Source organism: Kitasatospora sp. Ki12, assembly GCF_054601375.1.
This window is the reverse complement of record NZ_BAAIHT010000004.1, coordinates 62,568-88,509: the sequence shown is the minus strand read 5'-3', so window position 1 is coordinate 88,509 and position 25,942 is coordinate 62,568. Positions and strand designations below refer to the sequence as shown.

The following is a 25,942-nucleotide window of genomic DNA, read 5'->3' as shown; positions in this document are numbered from 1 at the left end:
CGCCCGCCCTCGTGACACCGGCCGGCCCGGCCCGCAGACGTCCCGCCCCTCGGCAAAGGCACCAGCATGAGCTCACCGGCCGGTCCCCCGGCGCGACGGACCACCGCCCTCCTGGCCGGAACCACCGCCCTGCTGCTGACCGCCGCCGGGTGCGGGGGCACGACCGGGCCCGCCCCGGGCGAGGTCACCTCCATCACCGCGCTCGACTACTACACCGACGAACCCGAGCACACCCAGTGGGCCGGGACGCTCTCCGACTGCGGCAGGGCCGCCGGGGTGCGGGTCGAGCAGACCAGCGTCCCGGGGGCCTCACTCATCCCCCAGGTCCTGCGGCAGGCGTCGTCACGGACCCTCCCCGACCTGCTGATGCTGGACAACCCCGACCTGCAGCAGATCGCGCAAACCGGCGCGCTGACCCCGCTGGACCGGTACGGCATCGACTCCGGCGGCTTCGCCCCGGGCATCCTGTCGACCGGCACCTACGACGGGAAGGTGTACGGGCTGGCGCCCTACGTCAGCACGGTCGCCCTCTTCTACAACGAGGACATGCTCGCCCAGGCCGGTGTCGCGGTGCCGAGGACCTGGGACGAGCTGAAGGCGGCCGCGGCCCGGCTGACCCGCCCCGGGCGCTACGGCCTGGCGCTCGACGCGAACGCCACCTTCGAGGGCACCTGGCAGTTCCTGCCCTTCCTGTGGTCCAACGGCGGCGACGAGAAGCAGCTGGACACCCCGCAGGCGGCACAGGCGCTCCAGCTCTGGGTCGACCTGGTGAAGAGCGGATCCATGTCGAAGTCGGTGCTGAACTGGACCCAGGCCGACGTCCACGACCAGTTCGCGGCCGGCCGGGCCGCCATGATGATCAACGGCCCCTGGCGGATCCCCGCCCTGGACCAGGACAAGGCCCTGCACTGGGCGGTGGCCCCCGTCCCCGTCCCCCGGGCGGGACAGACCCCCGTCACACCCCTCGGCGGTGAGGTGTGGACGGTCCCGCAGAACGCCTCCAAGGCCCGCCAGGACAAGGCCGCCCGGGTGCTCGCCTGCCTGAACAGCCCCTCGACCATGCTCACCCTGGCCCAGCAGCACTCCACCGTGCCCTCGCGCACCGAGGTGGCCGCCCGGTACGCCCGGCAGGTCCCGTCGATGGCCGTCTTCGTCGAGAGCGCGGCGACGGCCCGGGCCCGTACCGGCGAACTCGGCGCCCGGTGGCCCCAGGCGGCGACCGGCATCTACACCGCGATCCAGTCCGCGCTGACGGGCGAGCAGACACCGGAGGAAGCCCTCAGGCACGCGCAGCGGATCGCGACCGGTGGCTGACCCGCGCTCCCGGGAGCGGGCGGCCCGGTGGCTGTTCCTGGCGCCGGCCGCGGTGTACCTGCTGCTGTTCTTCGGCTACCCGGTCGTCAAGAACGTCGTGACGAGCTTCCAGCGGTACACGGCCACGACGTTCTACACCGGTTCCGCGCCGTTCGTGGGGCTGCGCAACTACGCCGAGGTCCTGTCCTCGGACCTGTTCCCCAGGGCCCTGCTGACGACGGTCCTGTTCACCGCCGGCTCGCTGTGCGGGCAGTTCGTCGCCGGCCTGGGCCTCGCCCTGTTCTTCCGGCGCCGCTTCCCGCTCGGCGGCGTCCTGCGCTCGCTGCTGCTGCTGCCGTGGCTGCTGCCGCTGGTCGTCTCCGGGGCGACGTGGAGGTGGATGCTCGACCCCGACACCGGGGTCGTCAACGCGGTGCTGCGCGGCCTGCACCTCTCGTCGTCCGGGGTCCCCTGGCTCACCGGCACCTCGCAGGCGCTGGTGTCGGTGATCCTCGTCAACGTCTGGGTCGGGATCCCCTTCAACACCGCGATCCTGTACGGCGGCCTCCAGGACATCCCCCCGTACCTGTACGAGGCGGCGGCGCTGGACGGCGCGGGCCCGGTGCGGTCGTTCCGCCACGTCACCTGGCCCCTGCTGCGGCCCGTGGTGGGCGTCGTGCTGGTGCTGGGCGCGGTCTACACGGTCAAGGTGGTGGACATCATCCTCGTGGTGACGGGCGGAGGACCGGCCGACGCCACCGAGACCCTCGCCACCCGGGCCTACGAACTGTCCTTCCGGCAGCTCGAGTTCGGGCGCGGAGCCGCGATGGGCAACATCCTCGTCCTCATCTCGCTCGCCTTCGCGCTCGGGTACCTGCGCGCCGGCCGGCGCGCCCGCGGCGTCCGGGAGGAGGCCGGGTGAGGCGCGCACCGGGCCGCGGCCGGGTGTCCACCGTCGTCGGGATCGTCCTGGTCGCGCTGATGCTGTTCCCCGTCTACTGGATGGTGAACGCCTCCCTCCAGCCGGCGGGCACCATCCTGCGGGGGGGCTGGTTCCCCTCCCGCCCCGACCTCGGCGGGTACGCCACCGCGCTGCGCGACCAGGGACACAACCTCCTCACCAGCCTCATCGTGGCCCTCGGCAGCGTCGCCCTCAGCCTCGGACTCGCCGCGCCGGCGGCCTACGCGCTGGCCCGGTCGCGCGTCCGCGGAGCCGGCCTCGTGCTCTTCGGCATCCTGGTCACCCAGACGGTGCCGGGCATCGTGGTGGCCGACGCGCTCTACGGCGCCTACGTCGACCTGGGGCTCCTGAACTCCTACGCCGGGCTGATCCTCGCCGACTCCACCGCCGGGGTCCCCTTCGCGATCATCGTCCTGCGCGCGTTCATGCTGGGCATTCCCGGGGAGGTCGTCGAGGCCGCGCGGGTGGACGGCGCCGGGAGCCTGCGCGTCTTCCGCTCCGTGGTGCTCCCGATGAGCCGCAACGCGCTGATCACGGCGGGCGTCTTCACCTTCCTCTTCAGCTGGAGCGACTTCCTCTTCGCCCTCACCCTGACCACCACGGACGACGTCCGGCCGATCACCCTGGGCATCTACCGGTACATCGGCGCCCACACGAACCAGTGGAACGCCATCATGGCCACCGCGGTCCTGGCCTCCGTCCCCGCCGCCGTCCTGCTCGTCGTCGCCCAGCGCCACGTCACCGCCGGCGCCTCCGGCGGCACCGTCGAATGAGGCCGCCCCCGGCCCCACCTGCGATCTAGCGGATTCACGCGATGTGCCGCCACCCGGGTCCCTGGCACGGTGTACGCGAAGGCGCACCGGTCGAAAAGGGACGGATCTGATGGCACCTGACACCCTGGTCCAGGAACGAAGCGCCGCCCCCGGCGGCTTCCACACCACCGATTCGCTGCCCGTCGACCACCGGCGGCAGTACTGGCGCGACGCCCTGTCCCAGACGTTCGGCACCGTGGACATCACCGTCCCCGACGAGGTGTATTCCGGCACGATCCGTGCGACACGGCTCGGCCGGCTCCAGGCCGTCACCGTGGACGGCGACAGCCTGTCCGTCCTGCGAACGCGCCGGCACGTCGCGCAGAGCGGCGAAGACGAGTACGTGGTCGTCAAGCAGCTGGACAGAGGAGTAGCCCGCCTGGAGCAGGGCGGCCGGGAAACGCTCCTCGGACCGGGCGACATCTACGTCTACGACATGGCGCGTCCCGGCCTGCTGAACCTCCCCCAGTCCTTCCGGACGAAGTCTCTCGTCCTGCCGAGAGACGTCCTGGGCCTGAGCGAGTCCGACATGGCTCATGTCACGGGCTTCCCGCTCTGCCCCTACACGCCCCTCGGCGGTCTGCTCTCGCCCTTCCTGGCCGGGCTCGTGGACGGCGTGGGAACCTACCCGCCACGTGCCAGCGAGCTGATGGCCCGGAACGTCGTGGACCTGCTCGGCGTGCTGGCCGACGAGATCCTCGGCCGCTCCGGCGCGGACACGCCCGGCGGGAACCGGGCGCTGCTGCTGCGGGTCCAGGCGTTCATCGACCGGCATCTCGCGGACCCCGAGCTGACCCCGCAGATCATCGCCCGCGCCCACCACATATCGCTGCGCTACCTGCACAAGCTGTTCGAGAACGAGGACGCCACCGTCGGCCGGTGGATCCAGCGGCGCCGCCTGGAGGAGTGCCGGCGCGAGCTGGCGCGCGGGAACGGCACCACGATCGCCGCGGTGGCGCACCGCTGGGGTTTCACCAGTGCCGCGCATTTCAGCCGGGCGTTCCGGGCCACCTACGGGATGGCGCCCCGCGAATGGCGCGGCACCCGGGGCACGGCACTGTAGCGGGTTCTTTCTCGTACCACATTCCATGCATTCCGCGACAATATTCCCGCACCGCGGGATTTTAGGGTCACACCAAGGAAATCCGGCCCTACCGTCTTTGTTGGGGAATGAAATGATCCAGCCTCCCTCCCCGGTCAGCTGCCCGGTGTCCGTGCACGTCAGCGTCCCGGACGAGCCGCCGACCCCACTGCCCGCGGAACTGCGCTACGACCCGGCCGACCCCTACGCCGTCCGCCTCTCCCTGGGCGCGCCCTCGGCCGGCCCGGTGGAATGGGTGTTCGCCCGCTCGCTGCTCACCGAGGGCCTGCGCGGACCCGCCGGCACCGGGGACGTGCTGGTGGCACCCTTGCCCCGCTGCCGTCCGCGCTCCGTGCGCGTCGTCCTGAGGTCCCCCACCGGCACGGCGCTGATCGACATCGCGGAGTCGGCCGTCGCGGCGTTCCTGCGGCGGACGAACGCGCTCGTGCCGCCGGGGACGGAGAGCCTTCACATCGACATCGACCGGGCCCTCGCCGAGCTCACCGGCCGGTGGGACTGAACCGGTCCGCCCCCGCGGGCCCGTGGCCCGCGGTGCGTTGCGCTGTCGGGACACGGGCCGTGCGCCGAGGGGCAACGGGCGCCGGCCGACCGGTCCTACGGTGCCCCCAGGAGTCGTTCGACCGAGAGGAGACACCGTGGGATCGCCCGCAGTGGTGGAGATATCGCGATGGCAGTTCGCCGTCACCGCGGTCTTCCACATGAGTTTTCCCGCACTGACCGTCGGACTCTCCGTCTTCCTGGCCGTGACGTACACGCTCCACCTCAGGACCGGGAATCCGCTGTACCTCCAGATGTTCCGTTTCTGGAAGAAGATATTCGCGGTCGGATTCGGCCTCGGCGTGGTCGCCGGAACCGTCATGACCTTCGAGTTCGGCCTCAACTGGGGACGGTACGCCCACGCGGTCGGCCCGATCCTCGGTGTCACGATCGGTATGGAGGTCATCACGGCCTTCTTCCTGGAGGCCGGGTTCATCGGCATCATGCTCTACGGCGACGGCCGGGTACGCCCCCGGACCATGGCGCTCGCCTGCTGGATGCTCGTCGTCGGCACCCTGCTATCCACGACCTGGATCCTGTCCGCCAACAGCTGGATGCAGGACCCGGCCGGCTTCACCGAGGTCGACGGCCAGTTCCGGGCGCGCAACTGGTGGCACGTGCTGTTCAATCCGGCGTTCTCCTACCGGTACCCGCACATCCTGCTCGCGGTGCTGATCAGCGCCGGCTGGTTCATCGGCGGCATCGCCGCCTGGTACCTGGTCAAGCGGCGGGCGCTGCCCTTCGCGCGCCGCACCCTGTCCATCGCCCTGGGAGTGCTGGCGATCCTGATGCCCGTACAGCTGTACGTGGGCGACGCCACCGCCGCGTTCATGGGTGCGCACCAGCCGGCGAAACTGGAGGCCTTCGAAGGCAACTGGAAGAGCGACAACAACGGCTACAACCTGTTCGTGGTGCCCGACACCGGCAAGGGCGAGAACAGGGTCCAGGTCGGGATCCCGCACCTGGGCGCCGTCATCGGCAAGGACCTGTCCGGGCAGGCGCACGTCCCCGGACTGCTGCAGACGCCCGAGGACGAGCGCCCCGACATGTGGGCCGCCTTCTACGGCTTCCGGGCGATGTACTTCACCGCCCTGGCGATGTTCGCCATGGCCTTCGCCGGACTGGTGCTGCGGCTGCGCGGCAGGCTGTACACGGCCCGGCGGTTCCTGCGGCTGATGGTGTGGATGACGCCGGCCGGCGTCGTGGCCATCAGCGGCGGCTGGATCACGGCGGAGGCCGGCCGGCAGCCCTGGGTCGTCTACGGCCTGATCCGCACCAGCGACGCCGTCTCCCACCTCTCCCTCGGCGCGGCGGTCGCCAGCCTCACCGGCTTCGTCGCCGTCTACGCGCTGCTGCTCGGGCTGTGGATCCGCTACATCGTCCGCACGGTACGGACCGGCCCCGAGCACCTGGTGACCGACGCGGGCACCACCGCCCACTCCACGGAGATCAGCCATGCTTGAGTACGCGTCATACGCCCTGGTCCTGCTCGCACTCGGCGCCTACGTCCTGCTCGACGGCTACGACCTGGGCATCGGCATCCTGAGCCTGTTCGACCGCAGCGACCGGCGGCGCAAGGAGTACAACGAGCTGATCGCGACCGCCTGGGACGCCAACGAGAGCTGGATCGTCCTGGCGGGTGTCGCGCTGTGGGCGGGCCTGCCCGACGTCTACTCCACCGTGCTGCCCGGCGTCTACCTGCCGCTCGTCGTCATGCTGCTCGCCGTCGTGCTGCGCGGCACCGCCATCGAGCTGCAGAGCGCCGTCCCCGGCTACCGGCGCGGCTGGGGCCTCGTCTTCGGGCTCGCCTCGCTGGTGGCCACGGTGTGCCAGGGCCTCGTGGCCGGGGCCGTGCTGTCCGGGCCGCCCCACTCCGGCGGGGCGTTCACCGGGGGCGCCTGGGACTGGTTGACGCCCTACAGCGTGCTGTGCGCCCTGGGGCTGGTGGCCCTCTACCTGCTGGCAGGGGCCGCCTGGCTGCAGGACAAGACCACGGGGACCGCCCACTCATGGGCGGGCCGGCTGGGCCGACCGCTGGTCCTGGCGGTCGCGGCGGCCGGCCTGGTCCTGGGATTCGGGCTCCGGTTCGCCGACCCGCAGCCCCTGCGCTTCGACCAGCCGCTGCGCGCGGCCCTGTTCGGCCTCGCGGTGGCCGCGGCCGCGGTCTGCGCGGCGATCGCCTGGCACGGCTTCGGGCGCCGACCCGACTGGCGTCCGTTCGCCGCCGTGGCCGGTGCGGAGGCCGCGGGCCTGCTCGCGCTCGTCGCCGCCACCGCGCCCGTCGTCGTCCCGCCCGACCTGACCGTGCACGCGGCCGCCGGCCCGCACGGCTCGCAGCTGTTCCTGCTCATCGGGGTCGGCGGGTGCATGCCGGTCGTCCTGGCCTACAACGTCTACGCGTGGTGGATCTTCCGCGGGAAGTTCTCCCGGCCACCGGCCGCCTCCGTCCCGGCCGGTCCGCCCGGCTCCGCGGCTGCGGCGGCCGCGGGTGACGGCCGGTGGGCGGTCGTCGTCGTCCGGCGGGTACTCCTGACCTTCCTGGCCGTGGCGGCGGCCGCCGTCTCGCAGGACGTCTTCGGCGGCGTGCGGGTGTGGATCGGCCCGGCCGGTGTCGCCGTGTTCGCCGTGACCGCGCTCGCCGTGTGGATCCGGTCCGACCGCCGCTCGGCGGCCGCCGGCGACTTCGACCTCCGGGCCGCCGACAAGTGAACGACATCCCCGACCACCTCGCCCGGCTCGGCCGCGACGACGAGGACGGCGCCCGCCGGGCAGCGGGGCTGCTCGCCCGATGGGCGGCGGCCGCCGAACCGGCGTTCCGGCGAGCCGGTACGCTGCGCGGGCTGGCGGCCGCGGGCCATGTGCTGTGGGCGGCGGGCCTGGGCCGGGCGGCCCAGGCCGCCCTGCGGTCCCCGCACGGGGGTGTGGCCCTGGCTCCGGTGCTCTCCGGTGCGGCCCTGGTCGCCGCCGGACTGCTGCTGCGCGCGGTCCTGCTCACGGCGGCCGACCGGGTCGCCGACGGCGGGGCGGCCGCCGTCCGGGACCACCTGCGCGCCCGTCTGCTCCTGGCCGCGCTCCCGTCCACGGGCACGCCACCGGAGGAGGTGCCCGACGCCGCTCTCGGCGAGGCGCTGGAGAACGAGGTGGGCCGGCTCGGCCCGTGGCTGACGACGTACGTCCCGGCCCGGCGGACGATGCTGCTGGGAAGCGGCATCGTCCTGGCCGCCGTCCTCGCCGGCAGTTGGGCCGTCGCGCTGATGCTGGTGCTGGCGACCCCGCTGCTGCCGTTCAACCTCAAGGTGATCGGCATGGGTACCCGCGCCGCCGTGCACGCCCAGCTCACCTCCACCCGGCAGCTGAGCACCCACCTGCTGGACCAGCTGCGCGGACTGCCCACGCTCATCGGCCTCGGAGCCGGTGAGGAAGCGGTGCGCGCGACCGAGGCGGCCGACCGGGAACTGGCCGGGCGCACCAACGCCGTCCTGCGGGTGGCCTTCCTCTCGACCGCCTGGATCGAGCTGCTCATCACCGTGGCGATGGCGGTCGTCGCCACCTACTGCGGGCTCGCCCTGCTCGGGTACCTCGACCTGCCGGTGGTCCCGTCCACCATGAGCCTGGGCACCGCACTGTTCGTCCTAGTGCTGACCCCGGCGTACTTCGCGCCCGCCCGGGAGCTCGCACGCGGCTACCACGCCCGTGCCGAGGCGTCTGCGGCGGCCGAGCTGATCGCGGGGATCATCGAGCGGGCTCCGGCCGTACCGGCCGTACCGGCCGGCGGGCGCGCGGCCCGTGTGCCCGCCGGCCCTTCGAGCCCGCCGCGCCCGCCGCGCCCGGCCGGTGTGGTCCTGGAGGGGGTGACGGTCCGGTACCCGGGCCGCCACGACGTGGCTCTGGACGACGTCACGCTGACCGTGCCACCGGGTGCGGTCGTGGCCGTCGGCGGGCCCAGCGGCGCCGGGAAGACCACCCTGCTCTCCGTGGCGGCGGGTCTGCGCGCACCGGACCGCGGGCGGTGCCTGCACTCCGTCCGTTCCGTGGCCCTGCCCGCCTCGCCGGCCGGGACGGCATGGGCCGGGCAGCCCTCCTACCTCCTCCCGGGCACGCTGCGCGACAACCTGCTGCTGGCCCGGCGCGACGCCGACGACGACGAGCTGACCGCGGCCTTCGCGGCACTGGGCTTCGAGGACCTGCTGGCCGCACTGCCCCGGGGGCTGGCGACCCGGATCGGGGAGCGGGGCCTGGGCCTGTCCTCCGGGCAGACGCAGCAACTGGTGCTGGTCCGGGCCCTGCTGCGCGACGCCCCGCTGCTGTGCCTGGACGAACCCACCGCCCATCTGGACCCGGACGGCGAGGCCCGGGTCATCGGCGCCGTCCGCACGCTCGCGCGCACCCGCACCGTGCTGCTGACGACGCACAGCCCGGCGCTGCTCGACATCGCCGACGACGTCGTGCGGTTGAGCCGGGGACGGGTGTCCCGCATCAGGGAGGCACTGTGACCGCGTTCGGGCTGCTGTGGACCTCGGCGGACCGGCGGGCGCGCCGCGACCTGCTGTTCGCCGTGCTGCTCGCGGGTACCGCCGAACTGTGTGCCGCCGGTTTGCTGGGGGTGTCCGGCTGGTTCCTGGCCTCCTGCGCGGTGGTCACCGCGCAGGCGAACACCACCTGGTCGTGGATGTACCCCTCGGGGACCGTCCGCGCGCTCGCCCTGGGCCGCACCGGTCTGCGCTACGGGGAGCGCCTGGTCAGCCACGGCGCTCTGCTCGGCGCGACCGTCTCGCTGCGCTCACGGCTGGTCCGCGCCGCGACCACCGTGCCGGCGCGCGAACTGCGCGACCACCGGGACGGCGCCCTGATGGCCCGGCTCACCGGCGACGTCGGCGCGGTGGGCGGCTCGGCCGCCCGGGTCGTCCCGCCGCTGGCCGGGATCGGCCTGACCGCCGCCGTCGTCGTCGCTCTGCTGACGGCGGCGAGTCCGCCGTCGGGTGCGGCCGAACTGCTGCTGCTCGCGCTCTCCACGGCCACGGCCGTGGCCGGCGAACGACGGACCCGCGGCCACCGGCGGACAGCGGCACAAGCGTGGGCCGCCGCCCGCACCGGGCTGCTCAGCGCGCGCTCCGCGCTGGCGGAACTGCGCTGCCTGGACGCGGTCGGGCCCGTCCGCGACCGGGTCGCGGACGCGGTCGGCCGGGCCCGGCGGGCCGAGGCTGAGGCGGAGTCGGTGATGCGCCGGTCCAGGCTGCTCCTGCGGCTGCTCGCCGTGGCCGGCCAGACGACCGTCCTGGTCCTGGCGCTGTCCGGTCCCGCCTTCACCCAGCCGGCTGCCGACGCCATCGGCGAGGTGCTGCTCGTCGCGGCCGCGTACGAGCTGATGGAGACGCTCCCCCAGGTGCTCCGCGACCACGGCCTCGCCTCCGACGCCGCCCTGCGGCTGAAGGATCTGGCGAACCGTGCCCTCCCGGACGGGCCGCCGGCCGCGTCGACGCCGCCGCCCACCGGCGTCGGGGGAACGACCCTGGTGGCCCGCCACGTGCCCGTGGGCGTCGGCGACGCCCGCACCCGCTGGTCCGCGGCGATCGGTCCCGGCGCCGTCGTCCTGGTCACCGGGCCCAACGGCAGTGGCAAGAGCACCCTGTTGGAGACACTGGCGGGACGCGTCCGCCCCACCGCACCCCGGTCGGTGCTGCTCGACGGCGTACCCGTCGACTCCCTGCCCGCCCGTGCGCTCGCCGATGCGCTCACCCTCGTCGAGGCGGAGGACTGGATCGCCGACGCGACCGTCGCCGAGAACCTGCGCCAGGCCGCCCCGGGCGCGGACGACGACGCCCTCCGGGCCGCGCTCGCGGCCGCGGCCCTGGAGCAACTGCCCCTCGACACCCCGACGGGCCCGCTGGGCGGTGCGCTCTCGCAGGGCCAGCGGCGCCGCCTGGTGATCGCGAGAGCACTGCTGCGGGCACCCGCGGTGCTCCTGCTCGACGAACCGACGGCCGGCCTCGACGACCGTACGGCGGTGCGGATGCTGACGGGTGTGCGCCGCGCCCTGCCGGACAGCGCCCTGGTGATCGCCTTGCCGGACCGGCACGACGACCTGCTGCCCTTCGCCGCCACCCACACCCTGCGGCTGGACCCCTCACCCCATGGAACGCCGTCAGGCGCTACCTCCTTCGGGTGAAGCGGGGCGCATACCGCCGTTGACGTGCCCCGGCCGGACGGGACTGTGCTTCCAGCAGCTCCCCGAGCCGGTGGAACCTCCCCGGCGCTGCTACCAGCGGCTGATCCGAGGGGGCACCGAACGCGTACGCCTGAGCGCGGCCGCCGACCGGGTCGCGGCCGCCATGGTCACGGTGACGCCTCCGGGCATCCCGGTGCTGATGCCCGGTGAGTCGACCGGTGCCCCCGACGGGCCGCTCCTGCGCTGCCTGCGCGCTCCGGAGTCCTTCGACAGGGCCTTCCCCGGCTTCCGCAGCGAGGCGCACGGCGTCACCGTCGCCACCGGGGACTACCTGGTCGAGTGCGTCCGCCGACCGGAGGCGTCAACGTGACCCGGCCCTGAAGGACCGGGCTTGGAGGTAGGGCGCGGCTGGCTGCCGCGTGGCCTCCCACGTCTGAGCCACCTATGTCGCGGTGGCTGGGACGCGTGACTCACGCCCCGCGGTTCCCGGCGCGGACGTTCGCCTTCAGCGCGGTGCAGGCGTCGCGGGTCTTCTTGATGGTGTGCTGGGCGGCCTGCGCCCCCAGACCGCGCGCCTTCAACTCGGCGTAGGTGTGCTTGCGCAGCTCGTACTCACGCGGCACACCGCGCTCGAACGCCACCGCCGACACCCAGTTCGCGGCCTCGTTGACCGTGCGCGGGGTGGAACGCAGCACGTCGGCCTGCCCGGCCTCCGCAACGAGCTTCACCCGCGTTACGAGCTTCATGTCGCCGACCCTACAGCGCCGGTCTGACAACACAGTTGGCTCCGGCACTCCGCGTCTCCGGGCCAGGGATGCGATTCCTCCCGGGCGCAAACGCCCGGGGTTCCTCGCAAGATACTGCTGAACCGGCGCACACGGTCAGGACGGTGGCCGGGTCCAGGCCGGGTCGCCGGCCGAGAGGCGGTGGGTGGCCGCGGCGACGAGGGCGAGGAGCAGCAGGATCAGGCCCAGGGTGAGCAGGAGGTGGCCGTGCAGCACCAGTTGGGCCCCGGCGAAGGCGCCGAGGAGCATCGCCAGCGCGGACAGGATGCGGCGGCCGGGGCGCGGCGCCCGGCCGCCGGCCGGGGTGGAGTCCGCGGCCAGCCCGGTCAGGGTCAGGGTCAGTACGGTCGTGGTGAGGTCCGGGACGGCGAGGCGCCGGGCGACCGCGTTCTGCAGGCCCATGGCGATCCCGAGGAACACGATCAGGGTGTACTGGACGCCCGTGGTGACCCGGCCGTCGGTGAGCGCGGCGGCGGCCACGGTGACCGCGACCAGCACGGCCTGCAGGGCGGTGGCCGTCTTCAGCAGCTCTCCGCGGTGCGTCGCGAACCGGCTGCCGAGCCTGCCCCCGGTGAACGCGCCGACGAGGAACGCCACCAGTGCGACGACCGAGGCGAGCACGGACAGTTTCGCGGCGCCGGACAGGGCGAACCCCATGAACACCACGTTGCCCGTCATGTTGGCGACGAAGACGTGCCCGAGCGCGAGATAGCTCACCGCGTCGACCAGTCCGGTGACCGCCGTCAGGGTCAGCATCAGGGGCGGCAGCGGGCCGTGGCGGTCCTCTCCGGTCGGTACGAGCGTACGTGCGGCGTCATTCAGCAGCCTGCGCATGCCGCTTCCTCTCCGTTGTGGTGGGCGGACGGTGCAGTACGGCGCGGGTGAGGAATCCGCTCACCGGGCCGAGCACGATCGCGGGCAGGACGACCCACAGCGGCCAGGACGTGACGCCCAGGGCGTGGTCGAGCGACCACCGGCCGGGCCCGGTGAGGGCCAGTGCCGCCGCGACGGCGACGAGGACCAGCGGGTACTCATAGCCGTCGTTCTGCACCCACAGGCCGTTGGGCCGTTTCACGGTGCCCGCGACGGTCATCACCCCCATGGCCACCATCGCCGCCAGGGGGGTGAGCAGTCCGGCGGTCAGGAACAGGCCGGAACCGATCTGGCCGGCTCCCGCGGCGATCGCGGTCAACCGGCCGCCGCGGAACCCGTCGTGGCGGAACTCCTCGGTGCCGCCCGCCAGGCCGTGGCCTCCGAGCCGGAAGCTCACCTTCTGGATCCCGTGGCCGGCGATGAGGAGTCCCACCACCACCCGTAGGACCAGCAGTCCAGCGTTCATCGATTCCCGCCTGTTCCTGACTCGGTCCTTGCCCCGTTCTGCTGGGGATGTGATCAGCCGGCGGCGTGGTCCCCGATGAAGGCCTGGGCGTAGACCACGCCGAGGCCGTAGGTACCGCCGTGCTCCTGCACGATGTCCATGACCGACGTGTAGGTCTCGCTGCGGGCCCAGTCACGCTGGAGCTCCAGCAGCACCTGCACCCAGGTCACCGGGACGGCGCCGCCCCGGACCATGCGCTGGACGGCGTGTTCGTGGGCCTGCGGACTGACGCCGCCGGACGCGTCGGTCACCACGTAGACGTCGTAGCCCTGGGCGATGGCGGAGAGCACGGGCAGCACGACGCACACCTCGGTCCACAGGCCGGCGATGACGAGCTTCTGGCGGCCGGTCGCCTTGACGGCCTCCACGAAGTCGACGTCCTCCCAGGCGTTCATGGTGGTGCGGTCGACGACCTTCTGGCCGGGGAAGACCCCGGACAGCTGCGGGATGATCGGGCCGGAGAAGGACTCGGCGGCCACGGTGCTCAGCACGACCGGCACGTCGAAGGCCTTGGCGGCCTTCGCCAGGCCGGCGGTCGCGTTGATGATCGCGGTGCGGTCTCCGCTGCCGGTGCCGAAGAACATCTGCGGCTGGTGGTCGATGAACAGCACCGCGCAGTTGTCGGGGGTGAGCAGGTCGGGGCTGGGGGCCGCGGTGACTGCGGAGATGTTGACCATGGGACTGCCTTTCCAGGTGTGTCGTCATCGCGGACGGGTGTCCGCTGTCGGTGGCGATCGCGCGCCGGGTGGCGCGGGTCGGTCGGTGTCCCGGACGGGGCGGCTCGTGACCGGACCCCGCCCGGGAGGTCAGAGGGAGAAGCAGGGGTCGAAGAACTCGCCCGCCGCCTCCGAGGCCTGGCCGCGTCGGACGCGCCACTGGCGGTGCTGTTCCGACTCGGCGACGGCCTGGCCGAGCAACTCCGCCTGGCGGGCGCCCGACAGGCCCGTGCCGGGCATGGCCTGGTAGCCGCCGAAGTGCGCTACCGGGCTCCACTCGGGGCTGACCGGCGGCAGTTCCTCGTCCAGGCCCTCGTACTCGGCGGTCGCGTAGACGATCCGGCCGCCGACGACCGTCAGCAGGGACTCGATGTGGGCGATCTCCTGCTCGGGCACGGTGAAGTAGTCCTCGGACAGGACGGCCAGGTCGCCGAGGAAGCCCGGGCGCAGGACGCCCTTGACGTGCTCCTCCCCGGTCAGTGCGGCACCCGCCTCGGTGAACATCGCCAGTGCGGTCCGGCGGTCGACCCGGTTGTGCGGGGGGCGCAGGACCAGGTCGCCGACGGTGCGGCCGGTGATGAGCCAGTGCAGGGCCACCCACGGGTTGTAGGTGGAGACCCGGGTGGCGTCGGTGCCGGCGCCGACGGTCAGGCCGCGCTCCAGCATGGCCCGGATCGGCGGGGCGTCGGCGGCGGCGCCGGGGCCGTAGCGGGCCAGGAACGCCTCGCCCTGGAAGGACAGCCGGTTCTGCACGGACATGGCGCCGCCGAGGGCGGCGATGCGGTCGAGGCTGTCTGCGGAGACGGTCTCCGCGTGGTCGAACAGCCACCGGTTGCCGGCCGGGAAGAGTCCTTCCGCGGCGAGCTTCTCGAACACCGCGAGGTCCCGGCGGATGGTCTCGTCGTAGGTGGCGTGCAGCCGGAATCCCCAGCCGTTCTCCATGAGCAGGCGTACGGCCTTCTCGAATTCGGCCTCGTAGGGGGGGTGGTCCGGGCGCGGCTGGGCGAAGTTCTCGAAGTCCGCGGCCGCCCAGGTGAGGTTCTCGCCGGCGCCGTTGAGGCGGAGCCATTCGTCCCCGTCCTCGGGGCGGGCCATCTCGATCCAGCGGGTGAGGTCGTCGATCTCCTGCCCGGCGGTCTGCGGGAAGAGGTGGTAGGCGATGCGCAGCGAGAGTCGGCCGGCCTTCGCCAGTTCGACGACCGTGCTGTAGTTGTCGGGGAAGTTCTGGAACCCTCCGGCCGCGTCGATCGCCGACGTGAGGCCGAACCTGTTCAGTTCCCGCAGGAAGTGACGGGTGGAGGTCTTCCTGTCCTCGCCCTCCAGCACCGGGGCCTTGGCCAGGGTCGCGTAGAGGATCAGGGCGCTGGGGGCGGCCAGCAGCATCCCGGTGGGCTCGCCGTCCCGGCCCCGTACGATCTGGCCGCCCTTGGGGTCGGGGGTGTCCCGGGTGAATCCGGCGGCCTTGAGGGCCGCCCGGTTGAGCACCGCCGACTGGTACAGGTGCAGGACGAACACCGGGGTGTCGGGGGCGGTGGCGTTCAGTTCGGCGACGGTCGGCAGTCGCCGTTCGGCGAACTGTTCGGCCGACCATCCGCCCACCACCCGGACCCACTGGCCCTTGGGGGTGCGGGCTGCCTGCTCGCGCAGCATGGCCAGGCCCTGGCGCAGGGTGGGGACACCGTCCCAGCGCAACTCCAGTACGTAGTTGAGACCGCCCCGGATGACGTGCAGGTGTGCGTCGTTGAGGCCCGGGACCATCCGGCGGCCGAGGGCGTCGACCACCTTCGTGTCCGGACCGACGTGGGGGGCGACGTCGTTGTCGTCACCGACGACGGTGATGACACCGTCCCGGATGGCGATCGCCCCGGCCTGGGGACGGACCGGGTCTCCGGTGTGGATCTTGGCGTTGCGGACCACCAGGTCCGCGGCGTTGTCGGTGGCGCGGGGGACCAGCCCACCGACCGGCATCGTGGACACCTTCGACGACCTCCTTCGGGATGAACGGCGATGAACCAGGGATGAACGGCTCCGAATGCGTCTGCACCGGCTTCCTTGTGCGTCGACGGCGGCGGCCGGGGGCTCACCCGCAAATGCGCGGTCACTGCGCCCGGGCCGAACCGGTCCGCGTTCCGGGCCGGTCTTCCGTGCGGCGCACGGGCCCGGCCCCAGCGGACGTCGACTGCTGTTCCGTCAGGCTATTTCGGGCCGAAGTGTCCGTGTTTCCCGGCAGTGCACTGACTGCGTTCCGACCGTGTACTGCCCCTGTCCGTGTCCTGTCGCGAGGTCGACTCCGGTGTGTGGGCGGGAGATCACGGTCGCCTCCGGCGGTCGGCGGTGTCACGGCCGCGCGGCGCGCTCCCGTACCGTGACCACCACGACCAGGCCCGCCAGCAGCACACCGGCCAGCAGCGCGGGTGCCGGGGACGCGGCGGCCGCCAGGACACCGGCCGCGGTGAGGGGGAACGAGATCCGCTCGGCCGTGCTCCTCTGGTGCGGCCGCAGGTGCACCGTCCAGACCGCGACCAGGAAGACGGCCGCCGGAACGGTGACCGCGGCGCCGGCGGCGACCGACGGGCCCGCGGGGTGGCGCGTGAGGTGATCGGCGTACGCGGCCAGGCCCGCGCCCTCGGCCGTCGCCGAGGCGAAGACCAGGTAGTGGCCGTAGGCCCAGGGGAACCTCCTGCGGTGGGCCCGGTGCGTCGTGGCGAGCAGCGTGCGCGCCGACCGGGCGAAGTACAGCCACCACATGGCGTAGGCCGTCAGCAGGCCGCCGGCCGCCAGCGCGTACAGCGAACCGGTGCCCTGGTGCCGGTCGAAGGCGCTGCGCACGGCGAGGGTGGCGGCCGCGACGGACTCGCCGAGCACGATGAGGGTGAACTGTTCGTAGCGCTCGGCGATGTGGTGCGGGTGCCAGGGCGTCATCCCGGCGGACTGCGCCCACACCGGAACGGACACCTCGGCCAGAATCATCACCGCGATGCCCGGCAGCCGCAGCGGCGCCGGGACGACGAGCAGCCCCACCCAGCCGATCTGACAGGCCGTCACCCCGGCGGCGAAGCGCAGTGCGGTCCTGCGCCGGGCGGGATCGGACAGTGCGGCACGCACCCACAGGGCGGCCAGCGCCGTCCGCAGCACGACGTACCCGAGCGTGATGACGTACAGGTCCCCGTCCTCGAACGCGCGGCGCACGCCGGCGGCGAGGACCAGCGATCCGGTGATCTGCACCAGCACCGTCAGCCGGTAGGTGACGCCGTCCGGGTCGTAGGCGGAGGCGAACCAGGTGAAGTTCATCCAGGCCCACCAGATGGTGAAGAAGACCAGCGCGAAGCGCAGCACACCGCCGGCCGGGTCCCCTCCGGTCAGCGCGCCGTGCAGGCTCGCGGAGGCCTGCGCCACCGCGACGACGAAGCACAGGTCGAAGAACAGCTCCAGCGAGGTGGCGGACCGGTGCGGCTCGCCGGGGTTGCGGCCCACCATGGTGCGGCGGCGCCCGGCGCCCGGGGGCGTCCGCTCGTTGGTCCTCATGGCTCTCCTCGTGGTGCCGGCGCCGTTGTGCCGGCGCGTGCCGTTGTGCCGGCGCTCCGGGCGCGGCCGGTCCCCGCGACGCTAGGGCTGCCGGGGAGCGGCCCGAGTCCGCCCGTGCACGGGGACTTGACCGGGAGCGAACACCCGGTACGGGCGGCGGCCCCCGTGCGCTGGCGGGCGGCGGCCCCCGTGCGCTGGCGGGCAGCGGCGCATGCGCTGCGGGTCAAGCGGTGCCCCGACCGGGCGCCTAGCGTCGCCGCAGTACGCACGACCCGGCACCCCAGGAGGCCGTCATGACCGCCAACCCCCCGTCCGCCCACGGCAGCAGCCACAGCCACAGCAGCCAGCCCTGGCTGCACCAGAAGGGCGAGGTGATCCAGGAGTTCGGGACCGTCAAGCAGTTCCCGGTCGCCCTGTCCTTCGAGACGCGGATGTACTCCTGCCAGCGCCTGAACAGGGCCCTCGCGGACACCCAGATCCTCTACGGCCTCTACAAGAAGCACCACTGGCTGATGCGCGGCGCGACCTTCTACCAGCTGCACCTGGTCCTGGACAAGCACGCGGGCGAACAGCTCGCAATCATCGACACCATCGCCGAACGCGTCCAGTCGCTGGGCGGCGTGGCGGTGGGCGACCCCCGGCACGTCGCCGAGATCACCTCGATCCCGCGGCCCCCGGACGGGGTGGAGGAGGTGCCCGCCATGCTGTCCCGGCTGCTGGCGGCCCACGAGACCATCCTCATCGACGCCCACGACGCCGCCGCCCGGACCGCGGAGCTCGGTGACGACGGCACCAACGACCTGCTGGTCTCCCAGGTGATCCGGGCCGGCGAACGGCAGGCGTGGTTCCTGGCCGAGCACCTGGTCGACACCCCGCTGGTCCGCGCCTGAGGCACGCCCGCGCCCGGGCCGCGGCCCCGAACCGCGGCCCCGGTGCGTGGGACCACCACGTCCCGTGGCCGCACCGTCATCCCGGCCGCGCGGCGGACTCCTACCGTTCGAGAGCCACCGAACCACCCGTCATCCGGAGGAACCCATGCAGTTCGGAATCTTCAGCGTCGGAGACGTCACACCCGACCCCACCACCGGGCGCACCCCGACCGAGCACGAGCGCGTCAAGGCCATGGTCGCCATCGCACTGAAGGCCGAGGAGGTCGGCCTCGACGTCTTCGCGACCGGCGAGCACCACAACCCGCCGTTCGTGCCGTCCTCGCCGACCACGATGCTCGGCTACATCGCGGCCAGGACGGACCGGCTGGTCCTCTCCACCGCCACCACCCTCATCACCACCGGCGACCCGGTGAAGATCGCCGAGGACTTCGCCATGCTCCAGCACCTGGCCGACGGCCGCGTCGACCTGATGCTGGGCCGCGGCAACACCGGCCCGGTGTACCCGTGGTTCGGCCAGGACATCCGCAAGGGCCTCGACCTCGCCGTCGAGCACTACGGCCTGCTGCACCGGATGTGGCGCGAGGAGGTGGTGGACTGGGAGGGGAAGTTCCGCACCCCGCTGCAGGGCTTCACCTCCACCCCGCGCCCGCTGGACGGCGTACCGCCCTTCGTCTGGCACGGCTCGATCCGCAGCCCCGAGATAGCCGAGCTGGCCGCGTTCCACGGCGACGGCTTCTTCCACAACAACATCTTCTGGCCCGCCGACCACACCAAGCGCATGGTCGAGCTGTACCGGACGCGCTACGCCCACTACGGGCACGGCACGCCGGAGCAGGCGATCGTGGGCCTGGGCGGCCAGGTCTTCATGCGGAAGAACTCCCAGGACGCGGTGCGCGAGTTCCGGCCGTACTTCGACGTCGCGCCGGTGTACGGGCACGGGCCCTCGCTGGAGGAGTTCACCGACCAGACCCCGCTGACCGTCGGCTCACCGCAGCAGGTCGTCGAGAAGACCCTGTCGTTCCGCGAGTACGCCGGTGACTACCAGCGCCAGCTGTTCCTCATGGACCACGCGGGACTGCCGCTGAAGACCGTCCTGGAGCAGCTCGACCTGCTGGGTGAGGAGGTCGTCCCGGTGCTGCGCGAGGAGTTCGCGAAGGGCCGGCCGGCCGACGTACCCGGGGCGCCGACCCACCGGTCCCTGCTCGCCGCCGCTTCCGGGGCCTCCGGGGCCTCCGCCGCCTCCGGGGAAGGGGTGGCCGCATGAGGCTCGTCGCCGTGTCCGCGGGGCTGAGCGCCCCCTCGTCCACCCGCCTGCTGACGGACCGTCTCACCGACACGGTCCGCGAGGAGCTCGCCGGCCGAGGGCACGGGACGGAGGTGGACGTCGTCGAGTTGCGCGCCCTGGCCGTCGCCGTCGCCAACCACCTCGTCACCGGATTCCCCCCACCGCAGCTGGCCCGCGCGATCGAAGCGGTGACGGGCGCCGACGGCCTGGTCACCGTGACACCGGTGTTCAGCGCCTCCTACAGCGGACTGTTCAAGTCCTTCTTCGACCTGATCGATCCGGGCGCCCTCGCCGGCAAGCCGGTCCTGATCGGAGCGACCGGAGGCACCGCCCGCCACTCCCTCGTCCTGGACCACGCGCTGCGCCCGCTCTTCGCCTACCTGCGGACCGTGGTCGTCCCGACCGGCGTGTACGCGGCGTCGGAGGACTGGGGTTCGGCCGGCGACGCGCACACCGAGGACCTGCCCGCACGCATCCACCGGGCGGGCCGGGAGATGGCCTCGGTCCTGGCCGCCGGGGCGGCCGGCCTCCGGCCCGGGGAGGACCTCACCGGGTCCAGGTCGCACCTCTCCGATCTGCGCCTGGACTGAGCGCACTCGGCCCCCGGCCGTCACGGCCGGCCCGCGCCCCGCCTCCTCCCGGCGCGGGAGGGGCGGGGCGGAGCTTCCTCACCGCACCCAGTCGGCGGCGAACCCCGCGCCCCGCCGGCTGACCCGTGCCGCCCCCGCCCCCGCGAAGTGCGCCGGGATCACCAACTCCCGCTCCGCCGCCGCCCGTTCCAGGATCCGCAGCCGGCTCGCCGCCGCCTGCGCCTGGTCCAGGCAGAAGCAGCTGCTGCACGAGGGGTGCGCCAGCTGGACCGGCGAGTGCATCAAGTCCCCCACGAACACCGCCCGTTCACCGCCGGAGTCGACCCGCAGCACCGACGAGCCCGGGGTGTGGCCCGGCGCCTCCTCCAGCACCAGCGCCGAGTCCAGGCGCAGCGAGCCCGACCACTCCACCGCCTGCCCGGCCGCCAGCACCGGGGCCACGCTGTCCTCGAAGACCAGGTCCCACTCCGCCCAGCGCTGCGGGTCCACCGCTCCGCCGTCGCGGGCCGGGTGCTCGGCGGCCGGGTCGAAGAAGGCCCGGTCCGCCGCCGGCAGGTAGTACTCCGCGTTCGGGAACATCGGCACCCAACCGCCGTCCCGCTCCGTGGTGTTCCACCCCACGTGGTCGGCGTGCAGGTGGGTGTTGACCACCACGTCCACCTCCTCCGGCCGCACCCCAGCCGCCGCCAGCAGCTCCGGGAAGCGCCCCTCGCGGCGGTGGAACATCGGGGTCGAGGGCCGCTCGCGGCCGTTGCCCACGCCGGTGTCCACCAGTACCGTCCGGCCGCCGCTGCGCACCACCCAGGTCTGCAGCGCCCCGATGTAGGCGCCGGAGTCCGGGTCGTAGTGCTCGGGCGCCAGGGCCGGGGCGCCGTCGGCGCCGGCGCCGGTCCAGGCCGACTCCGCCAGGCCGGGCACGATCCTCTCGGCCGGCACGAACGGCCCCTGGTACTCCACGACCCGGATGATCTCCACGTCCCCCAGCACGATCCGCTCCACGGTTCGTCCTCCCACTCGCTCGTCCGTCGCTTCGCTGTCCGCTCCTTGATCGTAGGAGGCGGAAGTGAGCCGTCCAATGCGCCGACAGCTCGTCTGGATACGCGAACGGCTCACCCGCGGCGTTGGGCCCGGTACGGCGGCAGCGCTCCGGCGTCGTCGTACCGGAGGGCTACGATGGCCGGATGGACGTGGTCAGCGACGCGATCGCCGCCGTACGGGCGGGCCGGCCCTCCTCCAACCGGCTGCGGGTGACGGGGCGTTGGGGCGCCCGGATCCCCTCCTACGCGGGCGCCGGCTTCCACGTGGTGCTCGCCGGCGGCTGCTGGCTGCTCGCCGACGGCGGCGAACCGCTGCGCCTGACGGTCGGCGACGCGGTGCTGCTGCCGCACGGCAGCGGGCACGCCCTGTCCGACGGGGAGCTGACGGCCTCCCGGGCGGCGCGCCTGCCCGACCTCGACGCCCTGCTCGGCGCGCACCGGCGCCCGGCCGCCGCCGTCGACGCGGCCGTGGACGTGGGCGCCTCGGGCACGGCCGACCTGCTGTGCGGCAAGTACCGCCTCGACCACGGGCTCGGCCACCCGCTCATGCGCGAGCTGCCCCAGGTCGTCCACCTGCCCACCCGGACCGGCGAGCATCCCGAACTGCGCGCCGCCGTCGACCTGTTGAGCGCCGAACTGGCCGCCGAACGCCCCGGCGGCGAACTCGCCGTACCCGGACTGATCGACCTGCTGCTGGTCTACCTGGTCCGGGCCTGGACCACCCGGCGCGGCGCCGACGGCTGGGGCGCCGCCCTGACCGACCCGGTGGTGGCCACCGCCCTCGCCGCCGTCCACGAGGACCCGGCCCACCCCTGGACGGCCGAGACCCTGGCCGCCCGCGCCGGAGTCTCCCGCGCCACCCTCACCCGCCGCTTCACCGCCCTCACCGGCCGCCCGCCGATGGCCTACCTCACCTGGTGGCGGATGACCCGGGCCGCGGGCCTGCTGCGCAGCACCGCCGAGCCGCTGGAGGCCGTCGCCCGCAAGGTCGGCTACGCCAGCCCGTACGCGCTCTCGCACGCCTTCGCCCGCCAGTTCGGCACCACCCCGGGCCGCTACCGCACCACCCGCGCCGCCCTGGTCGCCTGACCGGGGGGCTGGCGGTGCACGGCGGGCGGGGTGGTGACGGTGCCTCCGGTGGCGGGGGGTCAGGCCGCCGCGGTGCCGATCACGCGGGTGGGGGTGATCCGGACGACGACGCGGGTGACCTCGGGGGGCAGGTCGAGGTACTCCTGGCCGGCGCCGGGGCCCTCGTACTGCTCGGCGAGGGCGGCCGCGAAGGCGCGGCCGGCGTCCTCGGTGACGGTGGCGAGGCCGCGGATCTCGACGTAGCGCAGCGGGTCGGCGGGGTCGTAGACGGTGAGGCTGGCGCGGGGGTCGCGGTGCAGGTTGCGTTCCTTGCGGCGGCCCGCGGCGGTGGACAGGAGCACGTCGTCCCCGTCGCGGCCGACCCAGACCACCGAGGTCTGCGGGCCGCCGTCCGGGTTGAGGGTGGCGAGGACGGCGGGAATGGGCGCGTCGAGCAGGGCGCGGACGGCGTCGTTCAGGGTGGCTGTCATCGGGCGAGGCTATCCGCCCCGGAGTCGGGGTCCGTGATCCGGGGTCAGTGATCCGGGGTGCGGGGTGCGGAGTTCGTGATCCCGGGTCCGTGATCCGTGGTGCTTCCGTGGTCGATACGGAAGCGGCGCGTGGGGCGGGTGGGGCACGATGTGACCACGGCGATCGGGGCCGGCCGCGCAGGCCGGGGCCGATCGGGACTCAGGACGACAGGGGTGGACCATGACCGGCAGCACGGGCACCAGGCACGAGGGCTTCTCCGCCGAGGAGCGGGCCGCGATGAAGGACCACGCGCAGGAGTTGAAGGCCGCCGCGCGCAAGGCCTCCAAGGAGGAGAAGGCCGCCGAGGCGCTGCGGGACGTACTGGCGAAGATCGCCGAGATGCAGGACGGCGACCGGGTGCCGGCGGAGCGGGTGCACGCCGTGGTGACCGCCGCCGCCCCGGTTCTCGAACCCAAGCTCTGGTACGGGATGCCCGCCTACGCGCTGGACGGCAAGGTCGTCTGCTTCTTCCAGAGCGCCGAGAAGTTCAAGTCCCGCTACGCCATGCTGGGTTTCAGCGACCAGGCGCGGCTGGACGAGGGCCCGATGTGGCCGACCTACTTCGCGCTGGCCGAGATCACGGCGGACGTGGAGGAGCGCATCGCCGACCTGGTCAAGCGCGCCGTCGCCTGAACGGCCTCGGGCTGAACGGCCCTGCCGCCGGGGCGGGTTCGGCCGCCCCGGCGGCGGGGCGGGCGCAGGGCCCGCCCCCCGTTCGCCGGGTCAGGGCACCGGGACGCGGTACGGCTCCGGGGCCGTCGGTTCGGCCCGGTGGTGGTGGCGGGCCGGGCGGAGCGGCCACCAGAGGGCGCGGCCGAGCAGGGCGGCGACGGCGGGCACCAGGACCAGGGACAGGACGACGGCGGAGAGCAGGATGCCGAGCGTCAGCGCGAAGGCGACCTGTTCGCTGCCCGGGGTGGCGGCGAGCGTCGCGAAGGACCCGGCGAGGACCAGGCCGGCCGTGGCGACGGCGGGCATGGTGTGCCGCACGGCGCGGGCGACGGCGGCGCGGGGCGGGCCGGGGCGGTGCATCTCCTCGCGGATCCGGTCGGTGATCAGGATGTTGTAGTCGGTGCCCAGTGCCACGACGAACAGGAACAGCACCAGCGGGAGGGTGAAGCTGACGCCCGGTTCGCCCAGCCCGTGCTGGAACAGCAGGGTCGCGGCGCCGAGGGTGGCGGCGAAGCCGAGCCCGACCGAGAGCATCAGGACCAGCGGGGCGAGCAGGCTGCGCAGGAGCAGCAGCAGGATCAGGGCGATCAGGGCGGCCGCGACCGGGAAGACGATCGCCAGGTCGTGGTCGACGGCGGTGGAGATGTCCGCGAAGATCGCCGCCGTGCCGCCCACGTGGGTGCTGGTCCCGGCGGGCGTGTGGGCGGCGACCGCGGCACGGACCGGGCCGGAGGCCAGGTCGCGGGCCCGCTGACTCTGCGGGTCGGCGGTCAGGTAGAGGTCGATCCGGGCGGCGCGCCGGTCCCCGTCGAGGACGGTGGCGCCCGTCTTGCCGACGCCGTCGACCTGGGCGAGGGCGTGGGAGAGGCCGTCGAGCCGGCCGGGGGTGAGGGTGGTGCCGTCCGTGGTGACGACGTAGACGCTCGTCGGGTCGGAGACGCCGGCCGGCAGGGTGCGGGAGATCTCGGCGGCGGTGGCGGCGGCCGGGGTCCGGTCGTCGGCGCCGCCCCGGCCGTAGTCCATCCGGATCCCGGTCATCCCGGCGGCCAGGGCGCCGAGCAGGGCGACGGCGGCGAGCAGCATCGGCAGCGGCCGGCGGGCGACGAGCGCGCCGAAGCGGGCGGCGAAGCCCTCGCGCGGCCGGCGGCGCAGGCTGCGGGAGGGCCAGAACATGCCGCGGCCGCAGGCGGCGAGCAGGGCGGGCATCAGGGTGAGGCTGCCCAGCAGCATGACCAGGACGGCGACGGCGATGGCCGGGCCGAGCGAGCGGAACTGGCCGAAGCTGGCCACGCCCAGGGTGGCGAAGGCGGCGACGATGGTCAGCGCGGCCGAGGTGATCGCGGTGCCGACCCGGGCGGTCACCTGGGCGGCGGCCTCGCGGGCGGGCTGCTCGGGCCGGGCCCGCAGGTGTTCGCGGAAGCGGAAGAGCAGGAAGAGCAGGTAGTCGACGCCGATGCCGAGCAGGACGACGGAGACCAGCCCGGGGGTGCCGGCGTCGAGCTTGAGGCCGGTCAGCGTCGCGGCGACGGCCACGGCTCCGCCGGCCGCGCCGCCGATCACGGCGACGGCGAGCAGCGGCAGCAGGGCCGCCGCCACGCTGCGGAACACCAGCACGTTGAGCAGGACGATCAGCCCCATGACGAGCGCGTTGCCGACCGTCGCGGCGGTGTGGTGGGAGTCGGCGGTGTCCACGGCGTCGGCCAGTCCCCCGGTGAACCCGGTGCGCATCCCGGCCTCGGCGAACTGGACCCGGGTGGCGTCCCGGAACGTCCGGTAGACGCCCTGGACGCCCTCGTCCGCGGCGCTGCCGGTCAGTTCGACGGAGAGCAGTTCGAAGCTCCGGTCGGGCGCCACCATGGCCGGGGCGACCCGGGGGGTCTGGGACCGGTCGGGGACGAGGAAGGCCGGCGCGTCGTCCTTCCTGGGCATGGCCACCCGGCGCTGGGCGAGCTTCGCCGCCTCGGCCTCGACCCGCTGCTGGTCGGCGGCGGTGAGCGCCTGGCCGTCGGTCCTGGCGACCAGCACCGTGACCGTGGTGGCGTCGGGCCTCATCCCGAAGTTCTCCTCGGCGATCCGCAGCGCGGCGGCCGAGTCGTAGCTCCTGGGCAGGAAGTCCCCGCTCTGGGACTGGGTGACGCGGGAGAGCAGCATCGGGCTCAGCACGGCCAGGGACATCCCCAGGACCACCCAGAGGGCGATCACCTTCCACGGGTTCCTGGTGGAGTATCCGGTCAGTGCGCGGATCACGTTTCCTCCGGCGGTGGACGCGAGCGTCCGCAAGGTCGGTCTCGGCTCCGGGGGTTCCCGGCCGGGTTCCAGACCATCACCCGGGGTGGGCCGCGGACGTCCCTGCGACGGACGATCCGCACCGGGGCCCCTGCTCCTCGGCCGGGGCCCGGACCCGGGACCGTGGTCCTGGTCCGGGCCGCTGCGATCGGCCGCGGGGACCATGCCGGGGCGGGGCGGGCCGATGCCAGAATGGAGTCATCAGGCCTGTTCAGGGCCGATGACGGTTGATCGGGGCCTGATCGGGGCTCATCGGGGCTCATCCGGGCTCATCGGTGGGGCGCGGCGCGGAGCCGGGCACAGAGGGG

General features: G+C 73.6%; 24 protein-coding genes. 15 read left to right on the top strand and 9 right to left on the bottom strand.

What is annotated here, in order from left to right; all coding sequences use genetic code 11:
* Positions 1 to 66: 66 nt before the first annotated feature.
* The 10 genes from ACYP53_RS39905 (at position 67) to ACYP53_RS39860 (ending at position 11,241) form a co-directional block, all read left to right on the top strand.
* On the top strand, positions 67 to 1,314 hold the full coding sequence (locus tag ACYP53_RS39905) for an ABC transporter substrate-binding protein (protein ID WP_459651043.1): 1,248 nt from the start codon (positions 67 to 69) through the stop codon (positions 1,312 to 1,314).
* Positions 1,307 to 2,215 carry a carbohydrate ABC transporter permease gene (locus ACYP53_RS39900; RefSeq protein ID WP_459651042.1) on the top strand — a complete coding sequence of 303 codons (909 nt, stop codon included), beginning with the start codon at positions 1,307 to 1,309 and terminating at the stop codon, positions 2,213 to 2,215. Before ACYP53_RS39905 ends, ACYP53_RS39900 begins: the two co-directional genes overlap by 8 nt.
* A complete protein-coding gene (locus ACYP53_RS39895) occupies positions 2,212 to 3,027 on the top strand; it encodes a carbohydrate ABC transporter permease (RefSeq protein WP_459651041.1) in 816 nt (271 codons plus the stop codon). Before ACYP53_RS39900 ends, ACYP53_RS39895 begins: the two co-directional genes overlap by 4 nt.
* 109 nt (positions 3,028 to 3,136) lie before the next feature.
* Complete coding sequence (locus tag ACYP53_RS39890) at positions 3,137 to 4,129, top strand: helix-turn-helix domain-containing protein (protein ID WP_459651040.1); 993 nt, start codon at positions 3,137 to 3,139, stop codon at positions 4,127 to 4,129.
* A 112-nt stretch (positions 4,130 to 4,241) separates the two neighbouring features.
* Positions 4,242 to 4,667, top strand: coding sequence for an SsgA family sporulation/cell division regulator (locus tag ACYP53_RS39885; protein ID WP_459651039.1), 426 nt, complete (start codon positions 4,242 to 4,244; stop codon positions 4,665 to 4,667).
* A 136-nt stretch (positions 4,668 to 4,803) separates the two neighbouring features.
* On the top strand, positions 4,804 to 6,168 hold the full coding sequence (locus tag ACYP53_RS39880) for a cytochrome ubiquinol oxidase subunit I (protein WP_459651038.1): 1,365 nt from the start codon (positions 4,804 to 4,806) through the stop codon (positions 6,166 to 6,168).
* Positions 6,161 to 7,414 (top strand): cytochrome d ubiquinol oxidase subunit II, encoded by a 1,254-nt coding sequence (locus tag ACYP53_RS39875; protein ID WP_459651037.1) that lies wholly within the window; start codon positions 6,161 to 6,163, stop codon positions 7,412 to 7,414. Before ACYP53_RS39880 ends, ACYP53_RS39875 begins: the two co-directional genes overlap by 8 nt.
* On the top strand, positions 7,411 to 9,198 hold the full coding sequence (locus ACYP53_RS39870) for an ABC transporter ATP-binding protein/permease (RefSeq protein WP_459651036.1): 1,788 nt from the start codon (positions 7,411 to 7,413) through the stop codon (positions 9,196 to 9,198). The genes ACYP53_RS39875 and ACYP53_RS39870 overlap by 4 nt, the downstream gene beginning before the upstream one ends.
* The gene (locus tag ACYP53_RS39865; protein ID WP_459651035.1) at positions 9,195 to 10,871 is read left to right on the top strand and encodes an ATP-binding cassette domain-containing protein; all 1,677 of its coding nucleotides are present in this window, start codon (positions 9,195 to 9,197) and stop codon (positions 10,869 to 10,871) included. Before ACYP53_RS39870 ends, ACYP53_RS39865 begins: the two co-directional genes overlap by 4 nt.
* On the top strand, positions 10,837 to 11,241 hold the full coding sequence (locus ACYP53_RS39860; RefSeq protein WP_459651034.1) for an Orn/Lys/Arg family decarboxylase: 405 nt from the start codon (positions 10,837 to 10,839) through the stop codon (positions 11,239 to 11,241). The genes ACYP53_RS39865 and ACYP53_RS39860 overlap by 35 nt, the downstream gene beginning before the upstream one ends.
* A gap of 100 nt (positions 11,242 to 11,341) precedes the next feature.
* Here ACYP53_RS39860 and ACYP53_RS39855 read toward each other — a convergent pair whose 3' ends face one another.
* The 6 genes from ACYP53_RS39855 to ACYP53_RS39830 all read right to left on the bottom strand — a co-directional run bounded on the left by ACYP53_RS39855 (position 11,342) and on the right by ACYP53_RS39830 (position 17,275).
* Positions 11,342 to 11,617 (bottom strand): hypothetical protein, encoded by a 276-nt coding sequence (locus ACYP53_RS39855; protein WP_459651033.1) that lies wholly within the window; start codon positions 11,615 to 11,617, stop codon positions 11,342 to 11,344.
* 135 nt (positions 11,618 to 11,752) lie between these two features.
* Positions 11,753 to 12,490 carry a YoaK family protein gene (locus ACYP53_RS39850; RefSeq protein WP_459651032.1) on the bottom strand — a complete coding sequence of 246 codons (738 nt, stop codon included), beginning with the start codon at positions 12,488 to 12,490 and terminating at the stop codon, positions 11,753 to 11,755.
* Positions 12,471 to 12,995 carry a DoxX family protein gene (locus ACYP53_RS39845; RefSeq protein WP_459651031.1) on the bottom strand — a complete coding sequence of 175 codons (525 nt, stop codon included), beginning with the start codon at positions 12,993 to 12,995 and terminating at the stop codon, positions 12,471 to 12,473. Before ACYP53_RS39845 ends, ACYP53_RS39850 begins: the two co-directional genes overlap by 20 nt.
* 53 nt (positions 12,996 to 13,048) lie before the next feature.
* The gene (locus ACYP53_RS39840) at positions 13,049 to 13,711 is read right to left on the bottom strand and encodes a hydrolase (RefSeq protein ID WP_459651030.1); all 663 of its coding nucleotides are present in this window, start codon (positions 13,709 to 13,711) and stop codon (positions 13,049 to 13,051) included.
* A 129-nt stretch (positions 13,712 to 13,840) separates the two neighbouring features.
* The gene (locus tag ACYP53_RS39835; protein WP_459651029.1) at positions 13,841 to 15,727 is read right to left on the bottom strand and encodes an amidohydrolase; all 1,887 of its coding nucleotides are present in this window, start codon (positions 15,725 to 15,727) and stop codon (positions 13,841 to 13,843) included.
* 360 nt (positions 15,728 to 16,087) lie between these two features.
* Positions 16,088 to 17,275 carry a low temperature requirement protein A gene (locus ACYP53_RS39830; protein ID WP_459651028.1) on the bottom strand — a complete coding sequence of 396 codons (1,188 nt, stop codon included), beginning with the start codon at positions 17,273 to 17,275 and terminating at the stop codon, positions 16,088 to 16,090.
* 293 nt (positions 17,276 to 17,568) lie between these two features.
* Here ACYP53_RS39830 and ACYP53_RS39825 point away from each other — a divergent pair, with 293 nt between their 5' ends.
* From ACYP53_RS39825 to ACYP53_RS39815, 3 genes are all read left to right on the top strand, one after another.
* Positions 17,569 to 18,165 (top strand): Dps family protein, encoded by a 597-nt coding sequence (locus tag ACYP53_RS39825; RefSeq protein ID WP_459651027.1) that lies wholly within the window; start codon positions 17,569 to 17,571, stop codon positions 18,163 to 18,165.
* A 145-nt stretch (positions 18,166 to 18,310) separates the two neighbouring features.
* Complete coding sequence (locus ACYP53_RS39820) at positions 18,311 to 19,429, top strand: LLM class flavin-dependent oxidoreductase (protein WP_459651026.1); 1,119 nt, start codon at positions 18,311 to 18,313, stop codon at positions 19,427 to 19,429.
* Entirely contained in the window at positions 19,426 to 20,040 is a 615-nt protein-coding gene (locus tag ACYP53_RS39815; protein ID WP_459651025.1) for an FMN reductase, read from the top strand. Before ACYP53_RS39820 ends, ACYP53_RS39815 begins: the two co-directional genes overlap by 4 nt.
* A 78-nt stretch (positions 20,041 to 20,118) precedes the next feature.
* Here ACYP53_RS39815 and ACYP53_RS39810 read toward each other — a convergent pair whose 3' ends face one another.
* Complete coding sequence (locus tag ACYP53_RS39810) at positions 20,119 to 21,039, bottom strand: MBL fold metallo-hydrolase (RefSeq protein WP_459651024.1); 921 nt, start codon at positions 21,037 to 21,039, stop codon at positions 20,119 to 20,121.
* Between the two features lie 182 nt (positions 21,040 to 21,221).
* Between ACYP53_RS39810 and ACYP53_RS39805 the strand changes: the two genes are divergently transcribed.
* Complete coding sequence (locus tag ACYP53_RS39805; RefSeq protein WP_459651023.1) at positions 21,222 to 22,166, top strand: AraC family transcriptional regulator; 945 nt, start codon at positions 21,222 to 21,224, stop codon at positions 22,164 to 22,166.
* A gap of 59 nt (positions 22,167 to 22,225) precedes the next feature.
* On the opposite strand, the gene ACYP53_RS39800 is transcribed toward ACYP53_RS39805, so the two are convergent.
* On the bottom strand, positions 22,226 to 22,636 hold the full coding sequence (locus ACYP53_RS39800; RefSeq protein WP_189926254.1) for a PPOX class F420-dependent oxidoreductase: 411 nt from the start codon (positions 22,634 to 22,636) through the stop codon (positions 22,226 to 22,228).
* A 220-nt stretch (positions 22,637 to 22,856) separates the two neighbouring features.
* On the opposite strand from ACYP53_RS39800, the gene ACYP53_RS39795 reads away from it, so the two are divergent.
* Positions 22,857 to 23,309, top strand: a complete 453-nt coding sequence (locus ACYP53_RS39795; RefSeq protein WP_189926256.1) for an iron chaperone — start codon at positions 22,857 to 22,859, stop codon at positions 23,307 to 23,309.
* A gap of 90 nt (positions 23,310 to 23,399) precedes the next feature.
* On the opposite strand, the gene ACYP53_RS39790 is transcribed toward ACYP53_RS39795, so the two are convergent.
* Entirely contained in the window at positions 23,400 to 25,595 is a 2,196-nt protein-coding gene (locus ACYP53_RS39790; protein WP_459651022.1) for an MMPL family transporter, read from the bottom strand.
* Positions 25,596 to 25,942: the final 347 nt, after the last annotated feature.

What these genes read in the sequence shown, in the direction of transcription:
- ACYP53_RS39860 (WP_459651034.1), top strand. Translation starts at nt 10,837, where the DNA reads ATGGAACGCCGTCAGGCGCTACCTCCTTCGGGTGAAGCGGGGCGCATA.
- ACYP53_RS39815 (WP_459651025.1), top strand. Translation starts at nt 19,426, where the DNA reads ATGAGGCTCGTCGCCGTGTCCGCGGGGCTGAGCGCCCCCTCGTCCACC.
- ACYP53_RS39805 (WP_459651023.1), top strand. Translation starts at nt 21,222, where the DNA reads ATGGACGTGGTCAGCGACGCGATCGCCGCCGTACGGGCGGGCCGGCCC.
- ACYP53_RS39850 (WP_459651032.1), bottom strand. Translation starts at nt 12,490, where the DNA reads ATGCGCAGGCTGCTGAATGACGCCGCACGTACGCTCGTACCGACCGGA.
- ACYP53_RS39800 (WP_189926254.1), bottom strand. Translation starts at nt 22,636, where the DNA reads ATGACAGCCACCCTGAACGACGCCGTCCGCGCCCTGCTCGACGCGCCC.
- ACYP53_RS39820 (WP_459651026.1), top strand. Translation starts at nt 18,311, where the DNA reads ATGCAGTTCGGAATCTTCAGCGTCGGAGACGTCACACCCGACCCCACC.
- ACYP53_RS39855 (WP_459651033.1), bottom strand. Translation starts at nt 11,617, where the DNA reads ATGAAGCTCGTAACGCGGGTGAAGCTCGTTGCGGAGGCCGGGCAGGCC.
- ACYP53_RS39840 (WP_459651030.1), bottom strand. Translation starts at nt 13,711, where the DNA reads ATGGTCAACATCTCCGCAGTCACCGCGGCCCCCAGCCCCGACCTGCTC.
- ACYP53_RS39795 (WP_189926256.1), top strand. Translation starts at nt 22,857, where the DNA reads ATGACCGGCAGCACGGGCACCAGGCACGAGGGCTTCTCCGCCGAGGAG.
- ACYP53_RS39875 (WP_459651037.1), top strand. Translation starts at nt 6,161, where the DNA reads ATGCTTGAGTACGCGTCATACGCCCTGGTCCTGCTCGCACTCGGCGCC.
- ACYP53_RS39885 (WP_459651039.1), top strand. Translation starts at nt 4,242, where the DNA reads ATGATCCAGCCTCCCTCCCCGGTCAGCTGCCCGGTGTCCGTGCACGTC.
- ACYP53_RS39845 (WP_459651031.1), bottom strand. Translation starts at nt 12,995, where the DNA reads ATGAACGCTGGACTGCTGGTCCTACGGGTGGTGGTGGGACTCCTCATC.
- ACYP53_RS39890 (WP_459651040.1), top strand. Translation starts at nt 3,137, where the DNA reads ATGGCACCTGACACCCTGGTCCAGGAACGAAGCGCCGCCCCCGGCGGC.
- ACYP53_RS39905 (WP_459651043.1), top strand. Translation starts at nt 67, where the DNA reads ATGAGCTCACCGGCCGGTCCCCCGGCGCGACGGACCACCGCCCTCCTG.
- ACYP53_RS39825 (WP_459651027.1), top strand. Translation starts at nt 17,569, where the DNA reads ATGACCGCCAACCCCCCGTCCGCCCACGGCAGCAGCCACAGCCACAGC.
- ACYP53_RS39830 (WP_459651028.1), bottom strand. Translation starts at nt 17,275, where the DNA reads ATGAGGACCAACGAGCGGACGCCCCCGGGCGCCGGGCGCCGCCGCACC.